A 22,261-nucleotide genomic window follows, 5' to 3' on the forward strand; every position below is an offset into this window, starting at 1 on the left:
TATGCTATAAAAGCATACACTCCCTCTTATTTCATAGCATCGAATTTTTCAAAAAAGCGAAATTACTCTGCAGCTCCTACACTAGTCCATTTGTATTCATAAGTTGGTCCAAATGGATTTTCGATTAAGCCTTGAATTTTTGGTGATGATAGGAATGCGCCAGCACGTTGATATACAGGAGCGATTGCTGCATCATCAAATAGAATTTTTTCAGCTTTTAAGAAGTTTTGGTAACGAGCTTCATTGTCTGTAGCAAGAGTTGTTGTCGTTTCTTCTAACAACTTGTCGTACTCAGGATTGGAGTAACCCATTTTGTTATTTCCGCCATCCGTAACCCATAAGCTTAAGAAAGTATATGGATCAAGGTAGTCAGGACCCCAACCAGCTAATTGTAGATCGTAATCTTGCTTAGTATCTAAATCTAAACGTTGCTCAAATGGTACTTGTTTTAGAGTTACTTTTAAACCTGGTAGGTTTGTTTGTAATTGGTTAGCAAGGTATTCATTCATCGTTTTAGATACATCTGTATCCCCACCTAAGAATTCAATTTCTACAGATTTAGTACCTAATTCTTTTAGGCCTTTTTCCCAGAATTCTTTCGCAGCAGCAGTATCATATGTTACTAAATCTCCACTAACTTTACGGAAATCACCGCTGCCATCTGGCATTGGAGTGAAATCAGCTGGAATTAAACCGTTAGCAACTAAAGAGCCATTATTTAAAATAGTGTCTACTAAAGCTTGTTTATCAAACGCACGGCTGATCGCTGCACGGATGTTTTTATTAGCAAGCGCTTTGTTTCTTGTTTGGTTCATTTTTAGATAGAACACTGAATTATCAGCTTTAACTGTATAGTCTTCATGAGAAGAGTATTGGTCAACTAAGTCTGATGATAATGAAGCACGGTCAACTTCGCCTTTTTCATATAGGTCAACCATTGTTTGAGCGTCTTTTACTACTACATAGTTGATTTTCTCTAACTTAACTGTATCTGCATCCCAGTATGTGTCGTTTTTAGCAAGATTCCACTTTTGCGCAGTACTTTCCCAGTTTTCTAAAACAAATGGACCGTTTGATAAAAGAGTGTCAGAGCTAGTCGCGAATTTATCGCCTTTTTCTTCCACAAATTTTTGATTTAATGGTAAGAATGTACCGAATGTTGTTAATGATTCAAAATACGCAGTTGGGTTAGCAAGTTCAACAACTAATGTGTAGTCGCCATCTGCTTTAACTCCTAATTCTTCTAGTTTCTTTTCGCCTTTGCTGATTTCAGTAGCGTTTTTGATTACGCCGCCCATCATGTATGGACCGTACTCAGAACCAGTGTCAGGGTTTACTGCACGTTGCCAAGCATAAACGAAATCGTTAGCAGTTACAGGATCTCCGTTTGACCATTTTGCATCTTCACGTAACTTGAATGTCCAAGTTAAACCGTCTGTAGATACTTCATGAGATTCTGCAATACCTTTTTCAACTTTAGCATCTTCACCTAAACGATAAAGACCTTCCATTGTAGCACCTAAGAATTGGAAACCATATTCATCAGTTGCCATTGATGGATCCATTGATGGAATCGCATCTCCGTTAATTAAGTTTAATACTTGTTCTACATCTTTATTTTCTGCTGACTTATCTGAACCTTTAGACCCTTTGTCGTCGCCACCAGAACATGCTGCTAAAAATACACTCAACACTAACGTCAGTGAAAGCAGCCAAGTAAATTTTCGCTTCATAAAAAAAGACCCCCCATTGTTATATTATTCTGTAAATTACATCTAAAAAAGAAGCTAAAGTGAGTATACTATTATTCTAGTAGAGTTGTAAAGACTAAATATAGAGATAATTTCAAATATTGTTATATAATGATAGGGCAATCATGCGTTAAACCAATAAAGACAACGCTTACTTTTTTGATAAAATTCTAAAAAATTCTTTAAATTAATAGGTATATAATATGGCAAAAGACTGATGCTATGTCAAAAATATCCATATGCCAATATACTTTTTTACCTTATATTAGTAGATGATTTTATTATGGTAGTATTTTTTATAGTAGGTGATTTTATTCTATTGGTGATTTTTCTTATTTTTAGTGTAAAAGGAAAACAATATTCCACAATGTTAATTCAGAATGTAAGAATAGAAGTATTTTACAACTTTATTCAAAATGTACTTTCTGATCGAGTTAAGGTAAAATACGATTATTCGCGTTAAAAACTTATTAATAAAGGTGAAAATTCATGCATAATAAAAAATGGTCTGTTTTCCTAATAAATATCTTCATGACGTTCGTTCTTTTTCTTATTTTTTCCTCAGAATATTCTTTTGTTCTTTATATTAATTCCGTCTATTATTTAACTTTCTTTTATCTCGTTATTTTTCTATTTATGTATATTGCAAAGGGAGGCTTCTTGGACGGTGTGACATTCAGTTTCCGAAGATTTCATCATGTTATTCTAAAAAGTAATGATTATTTGGACGAATGGAAGGAAAAACCTCTCCCTTCTCAAAAATTTAATAAAGGAATTTATTCTATCCTTAAATTTCAAGCTTCCATGCTACTAATTTATTTATTAATTTTACTACTGACTTACTATGTTTAACTATGAGCCTTGAAATAGGCTTTTGCCCCCATACATTCCATCTCATTTTTTCAAAATGTAGGAATATTTATTTAATTACAACATTAAAATTGTATATATAGTGTTTACCAATTATAATAATCTTGTAAAAAAATTGAAATGAGGGGGATGTATTAATGAGATTGGAAGCGTTTCCACCTGTTAAAGGCAAGCATAACCTTGAAAACTATGAGGAATTGTACCAACATTTCAAATGGGACCAAGCAGAAAAGGATTTTTCTTGGCATCAGACTGAAAAAGTTAATTTGGCCTATGAGGCAATTGACCGTCATGCTGAAAACTACCGCGCCAATAAAGTAGCCCTCCATTATTTTCATCCATCAAGAAAAGAAACTTACACATTTAAAGACTTAAAGAAATTCTCAAATAAAGCTGGGAATGTATTAAAGGATGTAGGAAAAGTGAACAAAGGGGATCGTGTGTTTATTTTCATGCCTCGTTCACCAGAGTTATATTTTGCTTTACTTGGAGCAATCAAATTAGGAGCCATTGTTGGTCCACTGTTTGAAGCCTTTATGGAAGATGCAGTGAAAGACCGTCTGCATGATAGTGAAGCAAAAGTAATCATTACAACACCTGAACTGGTAAATAGAATTCCACATACAGAATTGCCTGCTTTAGAAACTATTTTTATTGTTGGGGAAAACATACAAGAAGATGATAAAATAAAAGATTTCCTTCATCATTTTCAAACAGCCTCTACAGAATTAGACATAGAATGGGTCAATCGCAAAGATGGATTAATCCTACACTACACCTCTGGTTCAACTGGAAAACCAAAAGGTGTGCTTCATGTTCACAATGCTATGATTCAACATTACCAAACAGCAAAGTGGGTATTAGATTTACAAGAAGATGACGTATACTGGTGTACTGCTGATCCAGGTTGGGTTACAGGTACTTCTTACGGAATCTTTGGTCCATGGCTTACTGGCTCCACAAATGTTGTTGCAGGTGGTCGATTTAGTCCTGATATATGGTATAAAACGATTGAATCCTTTGGAGTGACCGTTTGGTATAGTGCCCCTACCTCCTTTAGAATGCTGATGGCTGCTGGAGCGGAAGTAACAGAAAAATATACACTCTCTTCCCTGCGTCATATTCTAAGCGTAGGCGAACCGCTTAATCCTGAAGTAATTCGCTGGGGATTTGATATATTTGGACATCGGATCCATGACACTTGGTGGATGACAGAAACCGGTGCTCAGCTAATATGTAATTTACCTTGTATGGATATTAAGTTAGGTTCAATGGGGAAACCACTTCCAGGGATTGAAGCAGTTATTTTAGATGATGATGGAAATATCCTTCCGCCTAATCAAATGGGGAATTTGGCCATTAAAAAAGGCTGGCCATCAATGATGTACACAATATGGAACAAGGAAGAAAAATTTAATAGTTATTTCCAACATGATCAATGGTATGTGTCTGGAGATTCCGCTTATTTGGATGAAGAGGGTTATTTCTGGTTCCAAGGTCGAGTCGATGATGTTATTATGACCGCTGGTGAACGAGTTGGACCATTTGAGGTAGAAAGTAAACTAATCGAATTTCCTGCCGTAGCAGAAGCAGGTGTCATCGGAAAACCAGATCCTATTAGAGGCGAAATTATTAAAGCCTTTATTGCACTAGTTGATGGCTATGAAAAAACGGATCAATTAAAAGAAGAAATACGTTTATTTGTGAAAACAGGTTTGGCTGCTCATGCTGCCCCAAGAGAAATTGAATTCTGTGAAAAGCTTCCAAAAACACGGAGTGGAAAAATTATGAGACGTGTATTAAAAGCTTGGGAACTTGGACTCCCTACTGGAGACCTTTCTACAATGGAAGATTAATTTAACAACATACAAAGAGAAGAGTTACCAGTGAGCAAGGTAACTCTTCTCTTCCTTATTTTTGTATATAAATAGAAAGTGAGCCTCCATTTACATAGAATTGGCCCCAGCCATCACTATTAATAGTGACTGTTTCTTTTCTGTTCCCCGTTATATCGTACCAGACTTCTCCGGCATTTTGTTTTCCTACTTCCATCCACTTATACCCTCCAGGACCATCTGTTATTAAGGTGGCTAGTCCTGATTTTGCTTTAGCAGTATCTCCCTCTCTTGTCCAACCAATAATATCCCAATGGTCAATATAGTCACGCTGTGTACCATATGCATAATCTTTACGGGCAGTTAGAATCGGATCCAACTGTGCTTTTAATGACGGAATCTCATAATTGCTATTCCCTTTCGTTCCATAATAATCTCCATAAAAGACAGATGGATATCCTTCTGCTCTTGTAAGAATGAAAGCATAGGCTAAAGGTTTAAACCATGTACTTACAACAGATTCCAAAGATTGCCCTGGCTGGGAATCATGGTTTTCAACTAAGGTAACTGCCAATCTAGGATTGCTTTCCATTACTGTTCCTTTTAGAATATTCCTCATGTCATAATTTCCATTACTATTAGATGCATAATGAAAATTATAATGAAGGGGTGCATCAAAAACAGACTGATTATAATTTGTCTTTGCTAAATAATTATTTAGCGTTCCAATATCATTTTGCCAATATTCCGCTACAGTAAACATCTCTTTACCTGTTTGATTTCTTACATGGGTAACCCAATCCCGTAAGTAATCATGCTTTATATGTTTAACCGCATCTAATCGGAACCCATCTAAATTTAATTCTTTAGCATACCAGGTTCCCCAGCTTTTCATTTCACTTACTACTTCTGGATGATCATAATCAATATCTGCATACATTAAATAGTCATAATTTCCTTTTTCATTGGAAACTTCCCAATCCCAAACCTTTCCTGTTCCACGAAATTTATAGATTCTGTTTAGTTGTCTGCTCTCATCCCAATCTGTCCCATCAAAATGATACCAGCTCCATTTAAACGGAGAGTAAGTATTACCTCGGCCAGGAAAATTAAAGCCTGTCCAGGCAGAAATTTGATAGTTGCCCGATGTTTCATTATTTCTATTATTGGGATCTACTTCAACGGCAGTTACGTTCTCCGTAAAATCAGCACCCCCTTTATGGTTCATCACTACATCACCATATACATTTATATTTTTTTTATGTAATTCTGCGATTGCTGATTTTAATTGAGCTTTTGTGCCATACTTCGTCCTGACTGTTCCTTTTTGGTTAAACTCGCCTAAATCATATAAATCATATGCACCATATCCCACATCATTTTGACTTGTTCCCTTATATGCTGGAGGAATCCAGACAGCAGTTACTCCTTTATTAGCTAGATTTGCCGCATCATTTTGAAGCCTTGTCCAATGATTTCCATCATTCGGCAAATACCATTCAAAATATTGCATCATCGTTCCATTTGTAGAAGCCGCTGATGCGAACTTCTCACTTCCTAAGGGAAACAACAAGAAAATAATAATTACAATAATAGACGTTTTACCTATAAAACCTTTCATTCTTCTCCCACCTCTCCTTTGTTAAGAAAGCGTTTTCAACCCTCCTTAATAATTATAAATTTAATAGGACGGACTAGTAAATAGGACATCTTTCATTTCTTTTTTTTAAAAAATCCCCTCAGCTTGTGGTTGGGTCATACTGCCCGTTAAGAGCGGGATAAAAAGTACTTAATATTTGCTGTTTAAGCCATTATTATGTCAAAATGAATGATGAAATAATAAAAGCGCTTTCCAATTTATTTAGGAGGAATAGAAATCATGAGAACAATGAAACTAGGTAGCAGTAATTTAGAAGTACCTGTAGTTGCAGTTGGTTGCATGCGTATTAACTCATTAGAAAAAAATGAAGCAGAACGATTTGTCCAAACTTCTTTAGAACAAGGGGCTAACTTCTTTGATCATGCAGATATTTATGGTAGTGGTGTTTGCGAAGAAATATTTGCAGATGCTATCCATATGTCTCCAAGTGTTCGTGAGAAGATTATCTTACAATCTAAATGTGGTATTCGTAAAGGCATGTTCGACTTTTCAAAAGAGCATATTTTAGATTCAGTAGATGGCATTCTAAAAAGACTAAACACCGAATACTTAGATGTTCTTCTATTACATCGTCCAGATGCATTAGTGGAACCTGAAGAAGTCGCAGAGGCTTTCGATAAACTTGAACAATCAGGAAAAGTGCGTCATTTTGGCGTTTCTAACCAAAATCCGATGCAAATTCAATTGTTGCAAAAGCATGTAAAACAGCCACTTGTTGCTAATCAATTACAATTAAGTATTACGAATGCAAATATGATTTCAAATGGGATTAATGTGAATATGGAAAATGACTCTGCTATTAACCGTGACGGCAGCATTTTAGACTTCTGTCGCTTACATGATATCACTATTCAGCCTTGGTCTCCGTTCCAATTTGGTTTCTTTGAAGGGGTCTTCCTTGGGAACGAAAAATTCCCTGAACTAAATAAACAAATGGATGAAATTGCAGACAAGTATCAAGTTAGCAATACAACGATTGCGATCGCTTGGTTATTGCGTCATCCTGCTAAAATGCAACCCGTTATTGGAACAATGAATATAGATCGCTTAATAGACTGCTGTAACGCAAGTGACGTTCATTTGACAAGGGAAGAGTGGTACAGCATTTACCGTGCAGCGGGCAATATTTTACCATAACTAAATTTAAACTAAAAAGACAGTTACCTCCCCGGAAAAATAACGAGCAGGTAACTGTTTTTTATTATCGATTGTCTACTTTTTCAGGATACATATCATGATTCATTAAACGGTGTGTCGCCATCTCTTCAAATTTCGTTCCTGGTTTTCCATAATTACACCATGGGTCGATTGAAATTCCACCCCGTGGAGTAAATTTACCCCATACCTCAATATATCTTGGATCCAATAGTTTAATTAAATCATTCATAATAATATTGACGCAATCTTCATGAAAATCACCATGATTACGGAAGCTAAATAAATATAATTTTAAAGATTTACTTTCCACTATCTTCTTATTTGGTATATAAGAGATATACATTGTCGCAAAGTCAGGCTGGCCTGTTATTGGACAAAGACTAGTAAACTCCGGACAATTAAATTTTACAAAATAATCTCTATCAGAGTGAAGATTATCTACAGATTCTAATACCTCTGGTGCATAATCACTTTTATATGGAGTATTTTGATTTCCTAATAAAGTTAAGTCTTGTAATCCTTCTTCGTTCTTTCTTCCAGACATGAAAGAGTCCTCCTTGTTTGGTGTTTCCCAACACTGCTGAAAAGAGAGGCATTTACCTTAGCAGAAAAACCAACTGAATCAAACAAAAAAGCCATATCCTTTATGGACATGGCGTAGATTGCATGTATCCATAGTTTTTTATAGAGGGTATTCGCTATGAACCTCTCCCGCTTCAGTACGGGTGTATCTTTTTTAACTATATAGAATCGGCGAAAATTCGTCAATTAGAAATTTGAGGTAAGCAAAGGGGGCGCGGACGGACGATTCTATTGAGGACATCCAAATGGACCTCAGTAGAACCGCCCCTCTGCGGCTCTGGACTATCTATCCCCTACTACTTAGGCTGAACTTCTAGCGGCTTGATTCCTTCCTTTTCCATTTCCACCTTTAAATCGTCCTGTACTGTTACATCCGCAAGCTTAACCTTGGAACGATACGCTGAACGAACCACTACATGTGAGGCGACAGGTGAAGTTAGAAAAACAAAGAATATTCCTAAAAATAGCCGGATACTAAAAACGCCTTCTATTATAAAAAAGAAAAATGTACCAACCAGTGTAAAAAGCACTCCCATCGTTGATCCCTTTGAGGCAGCATGAGACCTTGTATACACATCAGGCAGCCTTATTAACCCAAAGGAACTAAGAAAACAGAAGATTGCACCGCAGAAAATTAACAGAACAGCTATTAGCTCAATCGGATTGCTTTCGTTCAATGACCACACCTCTTTCAATGTATCGGGCAAAAGCAATCGTTCCAATAAACGATAGAATCCCAATCAATAAAATTACTTCAAAGAAACCTGTATTTCGAAGCAGGACAGAAAATATAGCTACTCCAGCAATTAAGTTAATTCCTAAACTATCTAGTGCTTGTATTCTGTCAGGAGCAGATGGTCCTTTGACCAGCCGATAGACTGTTGCAAGTATAGACAGAATAAGTAAAATTAAGGATCCAACTAATAAGTTATCAATCATACCGTGTCACCCTCTTTATAGCTTTTTCAAATTTTTCTTTCGAATGAAAAATTGATTCTTTTTGAGCTGGTATATCCATAGCATGGATAAAAAACTTTTTATTATCAGGTGCAACCTCAACAACGACCGATCCTGGGGTTAAGTTCATCAATAAAGCTAATAAAGATACCTCTAACTCCCCCTCCAATTCCGTCTCCAAAGAAAATATTCCTGGGGAAATATTAAGTTTTGGTTGGGTTATTTGACGAATAACGACTACACTCGAAGTAAACAGTTGTTCAATAAATACAATAAATAGCTTAACTACAGCTATAAATGTCTCTAAATAAAATTTAGTAGGCATATATCGACGTAGAATGAAAAGAACAAGTATTCCAAATAAATAACCTGTAAAGAAGGTTAAAACATTCCAGGTGTCCTGCAAGAACATCCATACGACACCTATTAACAAGTTAATTAGTATTTGCATGGGCATGGTTACCACCCCTTTCTGCCTATTTAATCACTCACTTTATTTTCCATTTCCCAAAATAGCTTCTATATAATAATGAGGATTCATTAACCCATCCACTGCTGTATCTACATATTGATGTATTCCTTCTGTCCCTAATCCTAAAGCAATCGTTAAGAAAGTAAGCAGAGCAATAGGTAGCATTAATCCCTTTGTTGTCCCTTTTTCTTGTTCTAGCGTTAAATCTGTATAGCCCCAAAACACGGACATAAATACTTTCATTATGGAATAAAGAACAAATAGACTACTTATCAGTCCAAATGCACCTAGCCAATAACATTCAGCAGTAAAAGTTCCTTGTGTAATAAATATTTTACCCAGAAAACCGCTTAAAGGGGGAATTCCAGATAAGGACAATGCTGCAATAAAGAACATCCAACCTAATTGAGGATGCAAGCGAATCAATCCATTCATATCATCTAGTTTACTTGTACCAGTAAGATGAATAATGGTGCCCCCCAATAGGAAAATAAGTGCTTTAATTACCATATCGTGAATGAAATAATAGATGGAACCAGTCAACCCTACTGTCGTGTAAGTCGCCAATCCCGCTAAAATAAAGCCAACACCAATAACCACATTATAGGTCATAACCTTATAGATATCTCGATAAGCAACTGCTCCGATCGCACCAAGCGTCATTGTAATAGCTGCGAGTATACCAATCAATAGATGAGTGATTTGAACTTCATGATAAAAAATCAAGGTAAAGACTCTGATAATCGCATACATACCGACTTTTGTTAAAAGAGCCGCAAAAATAGCAGAGATAGCTGTCGGTGGTGCACTATAAGATCCAGGAAGCCAGAAGAATAAAAATAGCCCAGCCTTTAGACTAAACACCACTAAAAAGAGAATGGCTACAGTTGTCATTAATCCATCTTGACCAACTTCAGCAATACGAACGGATAAATGCGCAAAATTTAATGTTCCTGTAATCGCATATAAATAAGCAATTGCAACAAGAAATAGAAAAGAAGAGATGATGTTAATTAAAATATATTTAATCGATTCTCTTAACTGAACCCTTGTTCCACCTAAAGAAATTAAAACATAGGAAGCAACTAGCATCACTTCAAAACAAACAAATAGGTTAAATATATCCCCTGTAAAAAAGGATCCATTTACACCCGTTACCAGAATCAAAAATAACGGATAAAAATAATATTTTTCCCTTTGCTCTCCGATTGAATGAAATGCGTACAGTAAACAACAGAAACTTACAATACTAGTAACTAAAACGAGAATAGCTGCAAACATATCTGCAACCATACTTACACCAAATGGTGCTTCCCATCCTCCCAACTGGACTGATTGAATTCCTGCATGCTTTATTTGCCCAATCAAAATGACAGTCACCACAAACACAGAACCAATCGCTACCAAGCTTAGTACACGATGGAGCATGACCTTGTCTCTAAAAATTACCATAATCATCGCAAATACAATCGGAAGGATGATCGGCAATATTACAATATTATTCATCCTCATTACCCCTCAGTAGATCTGTATCATCGGTGCCAAGTACTTTATATGCTCGATAACTCAATACTAAAAACAAAGCAGTCGTTGCAAAGTTTATAACAATGGCGGTAAGCAGCAATGCTTGTGGTAATGAGTCTGCAAAAGTATGATCCGTTATTCCTAAGAGTGGTGGACCTCCTTTATTCAACCCTCCCATTGTAATAATAAGCAAATTTACACCGTGACCAAGAATTGATGTTCCTAAAATTATTCGTAATAAAGTCTTTGTTAAAATAAGATAAATTCCAATCGAGAATAATATTCCTACAAGAATAGACATTAAAGTCTCCATTATCGATCATCCCCAATCGTCATAATAATGGTTATAGCCGTCCCAATAACAGCTAAAGCAACTCCAATATCAAAAATAACAGCCGTTGCTAGCTCTGTTTTTCCGAAGATTGGTAAATCAAAATAACCAAAGGCTTGCGTTAAAAATGCCTCACCTAATACCATTCCGCCAATACCCGTTAAGACAGCGATTAATACGCCAACCCCTGCGAGTACTTTAAAATCTACGGGAATATTCTTCCGCACCGATTCTATATCAAAGGTTAGAAAAAGCAAAATAATCGCAGCAGCAAAAGTGAGTCCACCAATAAATCCGCCCCCTGGAAAATGATGCCCAGAGACAAAAAGATTTATGGCGAAGGTGAGAATAATCACGACAGCAACCTTTGTGATACTTCGAATAATAATATCATTTGGTTTCTTCATTTTTATATCCATTCCTTTCGCTTCGCTCAAGGCACAAAACGTAATGAAACAAGTTTGCACTGAGCGTTATTTTGGCAAATCTATAGCCATAGGGATACCAATCAACTACAAATCACGCGGAGGTGAGTGGGCTGCTCCAGTTGTGGAGTGACCGCATTTTTATATGTGTAGATTGCCTTTCCAAGCACAAATAAGTGTGACTTCGAGCACGCAGACTTATCTTTGTATAAACATTACTCGTTTATCGCTGGGCAATCAGTCAATGTTGTCTATCCCTATAAATCTTATAAAGGAGTTTTCCCTATGGCTTTAAAAATTGTTTATCCCATTTGTTGTGGAATTGATGTCCACAAATCCTTTGTTGTGGCTTGTATTGCCTCCACTTACAAAGGAGTAACCACTTACAAACGCCATCGCTTTTCAACCTATACAAAAGGATTGCTTGAGCTGTCACAATGGCTTTGTGAAAATGATTGTCAGGATGTTTGTATGGAATCTACCGGGAAATACTGGATTCCTGTGTTCAATGTACTAGAAGATTCCTGTAACATCACCTTGGCGCATCCTAAGTATGTCAAGGCAATCCGCGGTAAAAAAACCGATAAAAAAGATGCTAAATGGATTGCTGATTTATTTAAACATGATCTTGTAGCCGGAAGCTTTATGCCTCCACTTGAGATTAGGCAGCTTCGTGACCTTATGCGTTATCGCTTCAAGCTGACTAACTTTATGTCGAGTGAGAAAAACCGTCTTCAAAACAGTTTAACTGTGTCTAATATTCAGCTTGGAAATATTGTTTCGGATACCTTCGGCAAAAGCTCCATGAACATTATTGAGAAGCTACTAAAGGATCCATTAGACACCTCATTTGATTTAGAACCTTTAATTCATGGCTCCATGAAGCATAAACTTCCTGAACTCGAGCTCGCTATTGATGGATACATTACATCTGAACAGGCTGAAAAATTAAAGGTTATTAAACAACATTATGAAGACCTTGGAGCCCGTAAAGCAGATCTTGAAAAAATTATTCTTTCACTTGCCGCGTCCTACCATGATGAAATCAACTTAATCTTAACTGTTCCGTCTTTTAAAAACATTTTTTCCGCCATTGCCGTGGTTTCCGAAATAGGTGTTGATATGGACGTGTTTCCGACAGCTAAGCATTTATGCTCCTGGGCAGGACTTACACCCACAAATAACGAGAGTGCCGGCAAGAAAAAGTCAGTAAGAATTTCAAGAGCTGGATGTTACATAAAACCACTTTTGGTGCAATGTGCAACCGCAGTGGTTAAAAGTGAAAAACATCCCGAAATTCGAAACCGTTACCTACGGCTAAGAAAACGCCGTGGTCACAAACGAGCAATTATTGCGATTGCACGAATGCTTTTAACAGCTATCTACAATATTCTCAAAAAGAAAGAAGCCTATAACGCTGAATTATATTTAAAATCGGATGTTCTTCCAGTAAACCGTGAAATCACGGTAGAACAAGCGATTTTATTAGCTAAAAACCATGGTTATCATGTGTTAGAAGCATCTTGATTTTGTCGTATAAATTTTAAAAAAATCATCCAATGATGGTTTATTTGTCATGCATTCTTTTTGAGATAGTGATTTCAATAATTATTTCAGACTTCTTTATATCCATTCCTTTCGCTTCGCTCAAGGCACAAAACGTAATGAAACAAGTTTGCACTGAGCGTTATTTTGGCAAATCTATAGCCATAGGGATACCAATCAACTACAAATCACGCGGAGGTGAGTGGGCTGCTCCAGTTGTGGAGTGACCGCATTTTTATATGTGTAGATTGCCTTTCCAAGCACAAATAAGTGTGACTTCGAGCACGCAGACTTATCTTTGTATAAACATTACTCGTTTATCGCTGGGCAATCAGTCAATGTTGTCTATCCCTATAAATCTTATAAAGGAGTTTTCCCTATGGCTTTAAAAATTGTTTATCCCATTTGTTGTGGAATTGATGTCCACAAATCCTTTGTTGTGGCTTGTATTGCCTCCACTTCCAAAGGAGTAACCACTTACAAACGCCATCGCTTTTCAACCTATACAAAAGGATTGCTTGAGCTGTCACAATGGCTTTGTGAAAATGATTGTCAGGATGTTTGTATGGAATCTACCGGGAAATACTGGATTCCTGTGTTCAATGTACTAGAAGATTCCTGTAACATCACCTTGGCGCATCCTAAGTATGTCAAGGCAATCCGCGGTAAAAAAACCGATAAAAAAGATGCTAAATGGATTGCTGATTTATTTAAACATGATCTTGTAGCCGGAAGCTTTATGCCTCCACTTGAGATTAGGCAGCTTCGTGACCTTATGCGTTATCGCTTCAAGCTGACTAACTTTATGTCGAGTGAGAAAAACCGTCTTCAAAACAGTTTAACTGTGTCTAATATTCAGCTTGGAAATATTGTTTCGGATACCTTCGGCAAAAGCTCCATGAACATTATTGAGAAGCTACTAAAGGATCCATTAGACACCTCATTTGATTTAGAACCTTTAATTCATGGCTCCATGAAGCATAAACTTCCTGAACTCGAGCTCGCTATTGATGGATACATTACATCTGAACAGGCTGAAAAATTAAAGGTTATTAAACAACATTATGAAGACCTTGGAGCCCGTAAAGCAGATCTTGAAAAAATTATTCTTTCACTTGCCGCGTCCTACCATGATGAAATCAACTTAATCTTAACTGTTCCGTCTTTTAAAAACATTTTTTCCGCCATTGCCGTGGTTTCCGAAATAGGTGTTGATATGGACGTGTTTCCGACAGCTAAGCATTTATGCTCCTGGGCAGGACTTACACCCACAAATAACGAGAGTGCCGGCAAGAAAAAGTCAGTAAGAATTTCAAGAGCTGGATGTTACATAAAACCACTTTTGGTGCAATGTGCAACCGCAGTGGTTAAAAGTGAAAAACATCCCGAAATTCGAAACCGTTACCTACGGCTAAGAAAACGCCGTGGTCACAAACGAGCAATTATTGCGATTGCACGAATGCTTTTAACAGCTATCTACAATATTCTCAAAAAGAAAGAAGCCTATAACGCTGAATTATATTTAAAATCGGATGTTCTTCCAGTAAACCGTGAAATCACGGTAGAACAAGCGATTTTATTAGCTAAAAACCATGGTTATCATGTGTTAGAAGCATCTTGATTTTGTCGTATAAATTTTAAAAAAATCATCCAATGATGGTTTATTTGTCATGCATTCTTTTTGAGATAGTGATTTCAATAATTATTTCAGACTTATCCCCTCCTACTAGTTTTACCTTTATTAACGTGTATACACCTAAGCCTGCAACGGTAAGCACAAGAATCTCTAACATAGTATCTATTCCACGAAAATCAACCAAAATGGCATTTACGATATTTTTTGCCCCGGCCAGCTTATAGGAATCCTCATAGTAACTCGAAATAGAGTCAAACAAATGTGTACCGTTAGCAGAAAGAGCAATAATCGTTCCTACAACACCTACTCCTATAGAAACAATAGCATTAACCGCTTTAAAACGAACTCTGCTGATTTCCTTCTTTAATTGCGGTAAATGATAGAAGCACAGTAGAAATAAAACGGTGGTTACTGTTTCTACTACTAATTGAGTCAATGCTAAATCTGGAGCTCTGAAAAGAACAAAGAAAAACGAAACTAGAAACCCTAACGCTCCTACAGCCACAATCGAGGTAATTCTTGATTTGGAGAGTAGAACTGTAACGGAGCTAATAATCATCGCAATGACTATTCCTATATCAAAAATACTTATCGGAGAATCTTGAGACATATCAAACGTAACTCCATTAAACAGCAGCAAGGAACCTCCGATGATTATAATAATGAATCCAAAAATATAGACTAAGTAATCACGTAGAAATCCTGTCATATAAAAATTAGTAATGGATTTAGACAGCTTTTCTACATACTCCAAGCTAAGATTATATAAGTTGCTTAATGTAAAGGCTTGTGGATATAGACGATAAATCTTATACCATTTTTTTAGTAGTAAATATAAAATCGTTCCCAATGCTACCACACCAATTGTCATCCAAAGTTCTGTATTAAACCCATGGAAGGCACTAATTTTCTTAGAGTCAACCGTATGTGCAAGTGACGGCAAAATAGAGGCAAAGGCTGGTTTTAATAAATACTTTGATACGAGATTAGGAATAAAGAAGAAAACAATCACAAGTACACCTAAGATCATTGGCGAGATTAATAAGCCAATTGGTGCTTCATGCACCTCTTTATCTAGTTTAGGTGCTTTATTTTTTCCTCTAAAGGTTTTAAAAACTAAAATCATACAATAAATAAATGTAAACACACTGGCAATCCAAGCGACAATCGGAAGTAAGATTCCAATATGCTGAAGATTAAATATTTCCATATGCGATGCATTCACTACAGCTGTAAAGAACATTTCTTTACTTAAGAAACCATTAAATGGAGGAAGACCTGCCATTGAAAAACTGCCAATTACTGTAAGAGTAAAGGAAATAGGCATTAAGTGAATGAGACCGCCTAGTCTTCTCAAATCCCGAGTACCAGTCTCATGGTCAATAATTCCTACTACCATAAATAAAGAACCCTTAAACGTTGAATGGTTTACTAAGTGAAAAATAGCTGCAAAGATAGCCGTCGCATATAACGCTGCCTCATCTACTCCTAAATCCTTATATAACGCAGCAGATCCTAGCCCCAGCAAGCTCATAATTAATCCTAATTGACTTATAGTCGAGTATGCTAATAATGCCTTTAAATCAGTCTGTTTCACAGCATTAAAGGACCCATATAATAAAGTAAAAATCCCTATGCCTACAACAAGCCAAAACCACTCTATTGTTCCTCCAAAAATTGGTGTTAAACGTGCAACCAAATAAATCCCCGCTTTTACCATCGTCGCAGAATGTAAATATGCACTAATTGGCGTTGGTGCTTCCATCGCATCAGGAAGCCAAATACTAAACGGGAATTGGGCCGACTTCGTAAATGCCCCGAGCAAAATTAAGATCATAGCAGGTATAAATAGTTCATGGCTATGGATTTGATTAAGTTGAAGCAACGTCTCTCTAATACTTGTTGTATCTGCCATAATAGACAACATGATCAAACCAGCTAACATCGCAAGTCCGCCAAAAACAGTAATCAACATTGCCTTTTGTGCTCCATATCTTGAACGGTCCCTTTCATACCAATAAGCAATTAACAAAAAGGACGACACACTAGTAATTTCCCAAAACACATATAAAACATAATAATTATCAGACATTACTAACCCAAGCATTGCTCCCATGAATAGCAATAAGTATACATAAAAGTTATGCAACGCTTCTCGATGTTTTGATAAATAGAAAATAGAATATAAAATGACTAAGCTTCCTATCCCTGCAATTAACAATCCAAAAACTAGGCTAAGCCCATCTAAATACGTAGTAAAGTTAATACTATATGCAGGTATCCACTTGACTGTAGAAGTAAAAACATCTCCTTTTGCCATTTTCGGGATATACGTCAACAAATAAATAAAAATGATTAATGGAACAAATAGCACGAACCAGCCAGTATGAATTCGTGGCGTTAGCCTTTTATAAATAAAAGGTACAAATATTGCAAACATAAATGGAAATAAGATCATAAAATGTAACCAAGTCATTTTTATTCCCCTCCTTTAAATTGGTTCTATTTTTGATTAACTTAAGACAAAAAGGTATTTATAACGGAAACTATGTCTAACCTTACTATTAGTAAAAGAAACAGATTATATTTGTTCATTTGGATTATTTAAGAAATGCATTGACTCATAAAGTAGCATACGTTATAGTCATACATAGTTTATTATTAATGGTGTAAATCATTCACATCTATACCTGAGGTGAAAAAATCATGGTAAATGGAAAAGAACGCATGGATGAAAGTATTCTTGTCTGCGTTTATTACGGTCCTAACGGTGAACGTCTTATACAACGTGGTTGTAAATTAGCTAATATGCTTGATTGTCCACTCTATATCCTAACAGTGGATTCAAAGCCATTCGATGAGTTAGATGCAGAAAAATCAAATTATATCGCAAGATGGAAAGAATTGGCTGAACATCATAGCGCTGATGCGTTTATCATTAAAGATAAGGAATCTAGACCAATCTCCAAAGTAGTTGCAGAAGTAGCTAGAGAAAAGAACATCACACAAATCGTCCTTGGTCAAACAGCGCAAAGTCGTTGGGAGCAGATTGCAAAAGGCTCGATTATTAATTCGTTATTACGTGAAATTCCTTTTGTTGATCTTCATATCATTTCTGTTGCCCGCTTTTTGAAAAATCCAGAGGGACAATATGAAAAAGGTGTACGTGCATATTTAGTAAAAGAACAAAATGGATACCGCCTAATCTTCAATCATACAAAACAAGTAGCTTATGAAGGAATTTTCTTTAAAGAACACGGTACGGACTTTAATAATGGTGTATTCAAATTTATGAAAGATAAAGAAACGCTGCAAGTGCAAGTACACGAGGACATTGTTAACGAATTAACAAATGTTGACATCGACACGAATGCTAGTAACGATGATGATTATCTATAGTCCTGGCTAATCTCCACCAAATTTGGTGGAGTTTTTCTTTAGAGATTGACATCCACTTTTACTAGTCTTTTTTCTTGTTTTTTAATGCCTATATATTTTAGCGTTTCCGAACGAGAGGTATGATTGTATACATCCATCAATAACGAAATAGCAATCCCTTTTCGATACGCATGATAGCCAAATGTTTTTCTTAATGTGTGCATTCCAATCTTCCCCGTAATTCCAACTAACTTCGCAGCCTTATTAATAATCCGATATGCCTGCTGGCGGGTAATCGGTTGATTATTCTTCTGAGACTTAAAAAGAAACTCATCCTCTTTGAATTCATGTTCTTGCAAATAACTTTCTAATTCAGCATGCACCTTACTGTTTAAATAGTATGCCTTTACTTCACCTGAATCACGAAGATACAAAAACTCCTTAATCCCTGATTCATCCCTTACATCCTGAACTTTCAATGCGAGTAGATCACTAACTCTTATTCCTGTATTAATACCTAACACAAAAAGGAGCAAATCTCTTTGTGATTGTTTCCTTAGCACTTCTTTAATCGCATTAATACTTTCAATTTCTTTTATAGGATCGACATATTCCATCGGTTTGCCTCCCAATAATGTTACATAACTTTATGTTATCATCATTTAAGTAACATTACAATGAATATCTCTTATCGAATGTTTTTTCTTTTGTAGTATGCTTCATTTGTGTGGAAATAGTCTGTTGAAAAGTTTTTTCGGAAATTTGATTTCTTCTGTTGTTGAAAAGGTACTTTCTGTGACTTTTGTGACTTTTTCTACCTTTGTGAAAATGAATGTGTTTTTTCTATTACCTTTTGCTTTTCTTTTTAGGATGAATGACTTTGACCTCGACTCTGTTACCTTTTTCCGCTTTCCCTCTTGTTTTCGGTCACAGAGAATGCTTCTCTGTTACCTCTTGACTGCCCTTTTTCACAAAAATGGCCTTAACAATTAACAACGCTCCTAACTTTGACAAACATAAATAAAGGCAGTAAATATCCCCCATCTACTGCCACATCCCCATTAATAATTAAATTTTTCCAACCATTCCTCTCCCGTTTCCATATCTCTAACTGTATAGGTATTTCCAGCCACTTCCTTTTCTCCTATCATAACTACCTTTTTGACACCTTCTTTATTTGCTTTTTCTAAAGCTTTTGCAAGTTTTTTCTTTCCTAATTCTAGTTCTACTTTAAACCCTTGGTCTCGAAGGGCTTTTGCCACTAAAAGAGCTTCCATTGAACAACCAATCGGAATAATGTAATAATCTAATCCTTTAGCGTCTAAACAAGTCTCTTCTAATAAAAGTGCGGATAAAATTACATCTAATCCAAAGGAAATACCAACCGTTGCATAGGTTTCCTGGGAATCAATTAAACCACCTATCGTGTTATCATATCTTCCTCCACTACCAATGCTCGACTTCACTCTTTTGTCAGTTAAGAAAATTTCATAAATGGTTCCTGTATAAATTTCAAGACCTCTCGCAAGAAATGGATTGAATACACAATATGGCTCCATTCCTAGCCGTTTTATATAAGATTGTAATTCGTTCCATTCTTCTAGCCCTTGTTTAATACTCTCTTCCTTTTCAGCCATCTGTTGATACTGCTCCACTATGCCATCCAAGTCCTTTTGTAAAAATGCTTCAATTGCGTCTATCGCCATTTGTTCTAATCCAGCTTCTCTTAGTTCCGCCTTCATTTTATCTTTACTAATTTTTTCGATTTTATCTAAAATCAAAATCACTCGGTTTATCATTTGCCCTGTAATATTCAATTGACGGAGAAACCCAGCTAATAATTTCCGATTATTATATTGAATGGTTACGTCCATTTTTAACTTTTTAAAAATATCCAATGCCATGATCATGAGCTCTGCTTCTGCCATTTGTGATTGAACACCTACAATATCAACATCACATTGCGTAAACTCTCGGTATCTGCCTGTCTTGATCGGCCCATCTCTAAAAACTTTGCCAATCTCATAGCGTTTAAAAGGCATTTTTATCGTTGGGTTCATTGCCACAACCTTCGCAAATGGAATGGTTAAGTCATAGCGTAATGCAAGCTCTCTTTTGCCCCGATCGGAAAGAGTGTACATTTCTTCTAAGATTTCTGCTCCTCCTCCGTATTTAGAAGCAAGCAACTCTTGATAATTTAAGATAGGTGTCTCAATCGGTTTACAGCCATACTGAATAAATACATCTTCAATCGTTCTTCGAATAATTCTTCTGATTCCTTCCTCCTCCGGCAAATAATCGAGCGTTCCCTTTACATTTTGGTAATTCATCTTCTTCATTTTTTCATGCCTCCCATTTAAAATAAAATAAAAAACCGCCCTTGATTTAAGTAGTAAAACTTAATCAAATGCGGTTTCATGAGAAATAGTCTTCCTATGTACGATTTTTTATCGAAATAGCAAGACTACTGTTTATGATGATGTAATTGTGAAAGGTTGATAGTAAGTACGCAGTTAACCATTTCAATCACCTCTTATTTTCCAAATACTTTAACATACTGGAAATTAGAATACAAGACCACTTTACTTTTTAATAAGTGGTTAACTTTCCTCACCCATTTTTATGTTTGCATCGCCATATTTCATAAGAAAAGAGTCTAACATTTTAGTATAAATCTCCGGTTGTTCATCCTGAACTAAATGTGCCGCAAAAGGAACAGCTGCAATGTGCGTATTCGAATTTATTTCTTGATAATAGCAAGCGCCCTCTATCTCGTCTCTTTTTCCTTCGCCTACTATGCAAAGAATCGGCATCTTTAATGCATGTATATCCTTAAGTTCATGAAATGGATACCACGTTGGATCTTGTGTTATTAAAAGGGCTTCTCTCCAATCCCCTCTATGAATTTGGTTGAAATAATCAGCTACCTCTTTCTTTTGCAAAAGGTGACTTTGTTGCTCTATGTCTTTACGATGTATCTCTTCCCAATTAACAGGCTTTAAGGGCATAACCCCCGAGATAGTTAAACTCTTTACTTTTTTAGGATGCTTTTTTGCAAAAATGATGGCTACCAATGCTCCTAATGATCCTCCTACAATATGAGCAGAGTCTATTCCTACATGTTCCAACGTTTCAAACAAATCATTAGCAGATTCATCAAAGAAATTAGAAAAATTGGCAACTACAGAATGCCCATGCCCTCTTAAATCAGGAGAAATCACCTGATAATGCCTTTGAAAAAAAGCTCTTTGATACTCAAAATCTGTTAACCCTGTTTGCAAACCAGTATGAAGAAATACAATCGGTTCTCCTTTTCCTTGAATAGAAGTATGTAATATCACTCAATTCCCTCTCCTTATTTCACTAATTTTCTAAATTTTTATATTTCATCAAGTATAACCGATTTTTCACAGTAAATATATGGTACACTAGCTAAATTAGACGTTAATTAAAAGGTGTTGAGACAATGATAAAAGAAATCTGCGTAGAAAACTTCACACTCGTCCCAAGAGCTATTCAAAATGGTGCAGATCGAATTGAGCTCTGCGATAATCTATCTGTAGGGGGAACGACTGTTAGCTATGGTGTTGCTGCTAAAACTATCTCCTTTTGTCGAAAAACCAATACTAAAGTAATGGCAATTGTTCGCCCAAGAGGTGGGAATTTTATTTATACCGAAGATGAAGTGGATATTATGTGCCAGGATATTCATCTTTTTAAACAGCTTGGTGTCAATGGAGTGGTAATTGGTTGTTTAAATAAAGAGCAATGGATTGATGAAGATGCAACGGAGAGGTGTTTAACCGCTGCTACTGGTTTGGAGGTTACCTTTCATATGGCCTTTGATCATATTGCTCCTGAGTTAAAGAACCAAGCAATCGACTGGCTCATTTCCCATCGGGTAAACCGGATATTAACACATGGTGGTCCCCTATCTACTAAAATTGAAGATAATATACCTACGCTGAAAAGTTATATCGAATACGCTGCTGGAAAAATCATTATTCTTCCTGGTGGAGGGATTACCTCTGCTAACCTTCCATTTCTATCCCTCCAATTAGGAATTGTAGAAGCGCATGGGACAAACATCATTGGCGATTTATAAAAAACTACTTAAACTAGTCATTATTTCATCTT

20 protein-coding genes are annotated in these 22,261 nt (G+C 36.2%); 7 read left to right on the forward strand and 13 right to left on the reverse strand.

All coding sequences use genetic code 11. The features are described from left to right. Positions 1-62: 62 nt before the first annotated feature. The gene (locus NKG37_RS05350; protein WP_254415931.1) at positions 63-1,733 is read right to left on the reverse strand and encodes a peptide ABC transporter substrate-binding protein; all 1,671 of its coding nucleotides are present in this window, start codon (positions 1,731-1,733) and stop codon (positions 63-65) included. Positions 1,734-2,387: 654 nt separating this feature from the next. Between NKG37_RS05350 and NKG37_RS05355 the strand changes: the two genes are divergently transcribed. Further along, the gene (locus NKG37_RS05355; RefSeq protein ID WP_254416369.1) at positions 2,388-2,603 is read left to right on the forward strand and encodes a DUF3899 domain-containing protein; all 216 of its coding nucleotides are present in this window, start codon (positions 2,388-2,390) and stop codon (positions 2,601-2,603) included. Positions 2,604-2,758: 155 nt separating this feature from the next. Further along, positions 2,759-4,477 carry an acetate--CoA ligase gene (acsA, locus tag NKG37_RS05360; RefSeq protein ID WP_254415932.1) on the forward strand — a complete coding sequence of 573 codons (1,719 nt, stop codon included), beginning with the start codon at positions 2,759-2,761 and terminating at the stop codon, positions 4,475-4,477. A 55-nt stretch (positions 4,478-4,532) separates the two neighbouring features. Here the strand turns inward: acsA and amyS are convergent, their stop codons facing one another. Further along, positions 4,533-6,077: an alpha-amylase gene (amyS, locus tag NKG37_RS05365; protein ID WP_254415933.1), complete on the reverse strand. Its 1,545-nt coding sequence runs from the start codon at positions 6,075-6,077 to the stop codon at positions 4,533-4,535. Positions 6,078-6,335: 258 nt separating this feature from the next. On the opposite strand from amyS, the gene NKG37_RS05370 reads away from it, so the two are divergent. Further along, positions 6,336-7,253, forward strand: coding sequence for an aldo/keto reductase (locus tag NKG37_RS05370; protein WP_016201607.1), 918 nt, complete (start codon positions 6,336-6,338; stop codon positions 7,251-7,253). A gap of 64 nt (positions 7,254-7,317) precedes the next feature. On the opposite strand, the gene queF is transcribed toward NKG37_RS05370, so the two are convergent. From queF to NKG37_RS05405, 7 genes are all read right to left on the reverse strand, one after another. Beyond that, on the reverse strand, positions 7,318-7,818 hold the full coding sequence (gene queF / locus NKG37_RS05375; RefSeq protein ID WP_101728930.1) for a preQ(1) synthase: 501 nt from the start codon (positions 7,816-7,818) through the stop codon (positions 7,318-7,320). A gap of 334 nt (positions 7,819-8,152) precedes the next feature. Continuing rightward, positions 8,153-8,533: a monovalent cation/H(+) antiporter subunit G gene (mnhG, locus tag NKG37_RS05380; RefSeq protein WP_016201605.1), complete on the reverse strand. Its 381-nt coding sequence runs from the start codon at positions 8,531-8,533 to the stop codon at positions 8,153-8,155. Further along, positions 8,511-8,795, reverse strand: coding sequence for a Na(+)/H(+) antiporter subunit F1 (locus NKG37_RS05385; protein WP_016201604.1), 285 nt, complete (start codon positions 8,793-8,795; stop codon positions 8,511-8,513). Before NKG37_RS05385 ends, mnhG begins: the two co-directional genes overlap by 23 nt. Continuing rightward, positions 8,788-9,270, reverse strand: a complete 483-nt coding sequence (locus tag NKG37_RS05390) for a Na+/H+ antiporter subunit E (RefSeq protein ID WP_101728931.1) — start codon at positions 9,268-9,270, stop codon at positions 8,788-8,790. The genes NKG37_RS05385 and NKG37_RS05390 overlap by 8 nt, the downstream gene beginning before the upstream one ends. Before the next feature lie 36 nt (positions 9,271-9,306). After that, positions 9,307-10,791, reverse strand: a complete 1,485-nt coding sequence (locus NKG37_RS05395) for a Na+/H+ antiporter subunit D (protein ID WP_254415934.1) — start codon at positions 10,789-10,791, stop codon at positions 9,307-9,309. After that, on the reverse strand, positions 10,784-11,122 hold the full coding sequence (locus NKG37_RS05400; RefSeq protein WP_016201601.1) for a Na(+)/H(+) antiporter subunit C: 339 nt from the start codon (positions 11,120-11,122) through the stop codon (positions 10,784-10,786). Before NKG37_RS05400 ends, NKG37_RS05395 begins: the two co-directional genes overlap by 8 nt. Then, entirely contained in the window at positions 11,122-11,547 is a 426-nt protein-coding gene (locus NKG37_RS05405; RefSeq protein ID WP_016201600.1) for a Na(+)/H(+) antiporter subunit B, read from the reverse strand. The genes NKG37_RS05400 and NKG37_RS05405 overlap by 1 nt, the downstream gene beginning before the upstream one ends. A 303-nt stretch (positions 11,548-11,850) precedes the next feature. On the opposite strand from NKG37_RS05405, the gene NKG37_RS05410 reads away from it, so the two are divergent. Beyond that, complete coding sequence (locus NKG37_RS05410) at positions 11,851-13,092, forward strand: IS110 family RNA-guided transposase (protein WP_254415919.1); 1,242 nt, start codon at positions 11,851-11,853, stop codon at positions 13,090-13,092. A gap of 397 nt (positions 13,093-13,489) precedes the next feature. Then, positions 13,490-14,731: an IS110 family RNA-guided transposase gene (locus NKG37_RS05415; protein ID WP_016205480.1), complete on the forward strand. Its 1,242-nt coding sequence runs from the start codon at positions 13,490-13,492 to the stop codon at positions 14,729-14,731. Between the two features lie 40 nt (positions 14,732-14,771). Here NKG37_RS05415 and NKG37_RS05420 read toward each other — a convergent pair whose 3' ends face one another. After that, the gene (locus NKG37_RS05420; RefSeq protein WP_254415935.1) at positions 14,772-17,222 is read right to left on the reverse strand and encodes a Na+/H+ antiporter subunit A; all 2,451 of its coding nucleotides are present in this window, start codon (positions 17,220-17,222) and stop codon (positions 14,772-14,774) included. A gap of 230 nt (positions 17,223-17,452) precedes the next feature. Here NKG37_RS05420 and NKG37_RS05425 point away from each other — a divergent pair, with 230 nt between their 5' ends. Further along, positions 17,453-18,145 (forward strand): universal stress protein, encoded by a 693-nt coding sequence (locus NKG37_RS05425; RefSeq protein ID WP_016201598.1) that lies wholly within the window; start codon positions 17,453-17,455, stop codon positions 18,143-18,145. A 38-nt stretch (positions 18,146-18,183) separates the two neighbouring features. Here NKG37_RS05425 and NKG37_RS05430 read toward each other — a convergent pair whose 3' ends face one another. The 3 genes from NKG37_RS05430 to NKG37_RS05440 all read right to left on the reverse strand — a co-directional run bounded on the left by NKG37_RS05430 (position 18,184) and on the right by NKG37_RS05440 (position 21,465). Continuing rightward, positions 18,184-18,741: a tyrosine-type recombinase/integrase gene (locus NKG37_RS05430; RefSeq protein WP_016201597.1), complete on the reverse strand. Its 558-nt coding sequence runs from the start codon at positions 18,739-18,741 to the stop codon at positions 18,184-18,186. A 444-nt stretch (positions 18,742-19,185) separates the two neighbouring features. Then, the gene (locus NKG37_RS05435; protein ID WP_016201596.1) at positions 19,186-20,463 is read right to left on the reverse strand and encodes a histidine--tRNA ligase; all 1,278 of its coding nucleotides are present in this window, start codon (positions 20,461-20,463) and stop codon (positions 19,186-19,188) included. Between the two features lie 261 nt (positions 20,464-20,724). Further along, the gene (locus tag NKG37_RS05440) at positions 20,725-21,465 is read right to left on the reverse strand and encodes an alpha/beta fold hydrolase (protein ID WP_212117600.1); all 741 of its coding nucleotides are present in this window, start codon (positions 21,463-21,465) and stop codon (positions 20,725-20,727) included. Between the two features lie 125 nt (positions 21,466-21,590). On the opposite strand from NKG37_RS05440, the gene NKG37_RS05445 reads away from it, so the two are divergent. Beyond that, entirely contained in the window at positions 21,591-22,229 is a 639-nt protein-coding gene (locus tag NKG37_RS05445; RefSeq protein ID WP_101728933.1) for a copper homeostasis protein CutC, read from the forward strand. Positions 22,230-22,261: the final 32 nt, after the last annotated feature.

This window comes from Niallia sp. RD1, from assembly GCF_024219955.1.
Classification (GTDB): domain Bacteria; phylum Bacillota; class Bacilli; order Bacillales; family Cytobacillaceae; genus Niallia; species Niallia alba.

What these genes read in the sequence shown, in the direction of transcription:
- NKG37_RS05410 (WP_254415919.1), top strand. Translation starts at nt 11,851, where the DNA reads ATGGCTTTAAAAATTGTTTATCCCATTTGTTGTGGAATTGATGTCCAC.
- amyS (WP_254415933.1), bottom strand. Translation starts at nt 6,077, where the DNA reads ATGAAAGGTTTTATAGGTAAAACGTCTATTATTGTAATTATTATTTTC.
- NKG37_RS05395 (WP_254415934.1), bottom strand. Translation starts at nt 10,791, where the DNA reads ATGAATAATATTGTAATATTGCCGATCATCCTTCCGATTGTATTTGCG.
- NKG37_RS05385 (WP_016201604.1), bottom strand. Translation starts at nt 8,795, where the DNA reads ATGATTGATAACTTATTAGTTGGATCCTTAATTTTACTTATTCTGTCT.
- NKG37_RS05350 (WP_254415931.1), bottom strand. Translation starts at nt 1,733, where the DNA reads ATGAAGCGAAAATTTACTTGGCTGCTTTCACTGACGTTAGTGTTGAGT.
- acsA (WP_254415932.1), top strand. Translation starts at nt 2,759, where the DNA reads ATGAGATTGGAAGCGTTTCCACCTGTTAAAGGCAAGCATAACCTTGAA.
- NKG37_RS05405 (WP_016201600.1), bottom strand. Translation starts at nt 11,547, where the DNA reads ATGAAGAAACCAAATGATATTATTATTCGAAGTATCACAAAGGTTGCT.
- NKG37_RS05430 (WP_016201597.1), bottom strand. Translation starts at nt 18,741, where the DNA reads ATGGAATATGTCGATCCTATAAAAGAAATTGAAAGTATTAATGCGATT.
- NKG37_RS05390 (WP_101728931.1), bottom strand. Translation starts at nt 9,270, where the DNA reads ATGCCCATGCAAATACTAATTAACTTGTTAATAGGTGTCGTATGGATG.
- NKG37_RS05400 (WP_016201601.1), bottom strand. Translation starts at nt 11,122, where the DNA reads ATGGAGACTTTAATGTCTATTCTTGTAGGAATATTATTCTCGATTGGA.
- queF (WP_101728930.1), bottom strand. Translation starts at nt 7,818, where the DNA reads ATGTCTGGAAGAAAGAACGAAGAAGGATTACAAGACTTAACTTTATTA.
- NKG37_RS05355 (WP_254416369.1), top strand. Translation starts at nt 2,388, where the DNA reads ATGTATATTGCAAAGGGAGGCTTCTTGGACGGTGTGACATTCAGTTTC.
- NKG37_RS05435 (WP_016201596.1), bottom strand. Translation starts at nt 20,463, where the DNA reads ATGAAGAAGATGAATTACCAAAATGTAAAGGGAACGCTCGATTATTTG.
- NKG37_RS05420 (WP_254415935.1), bottom strand. Translation starts at nt 17,222, where the DNA reads ATGACTTGGTTACATTTTATGATCTTATTTCCATTTATGTTTGCAATA.
- NKG37_RS05445 (WP_101728933.1), top strand. Translation starts at nt 21,591, where the DNA reads ATGATAAAAGAAATCTGCGTAGAAAACTTCACACTCGTCCCAAGAGCT.
- NKG37_RS05425 (WP_016201598.1), top strand. Translation starts at nt 17,453, where the DNA reads ATGGTAAATGGAAAAGAACGCATGGATGAAAGTATTCTTGTCTGCGTT.
- NKG37_RS05415 (WP_016205480.1), top strand. Translation starts at nt 13,490, where the DNA reads ATGGCTTTAAAAATTGTTTATCCCATTTGTTGTGGAATTGATGTCCAC.
- NKG37_RS05370 (WP_016201607.1), top strand. Translation starts at nt 6,336, where the DNA reads ATGAGAACAATGAAACTAGGTAGCAGTAATTTAGAAGTACCTGTAGTT.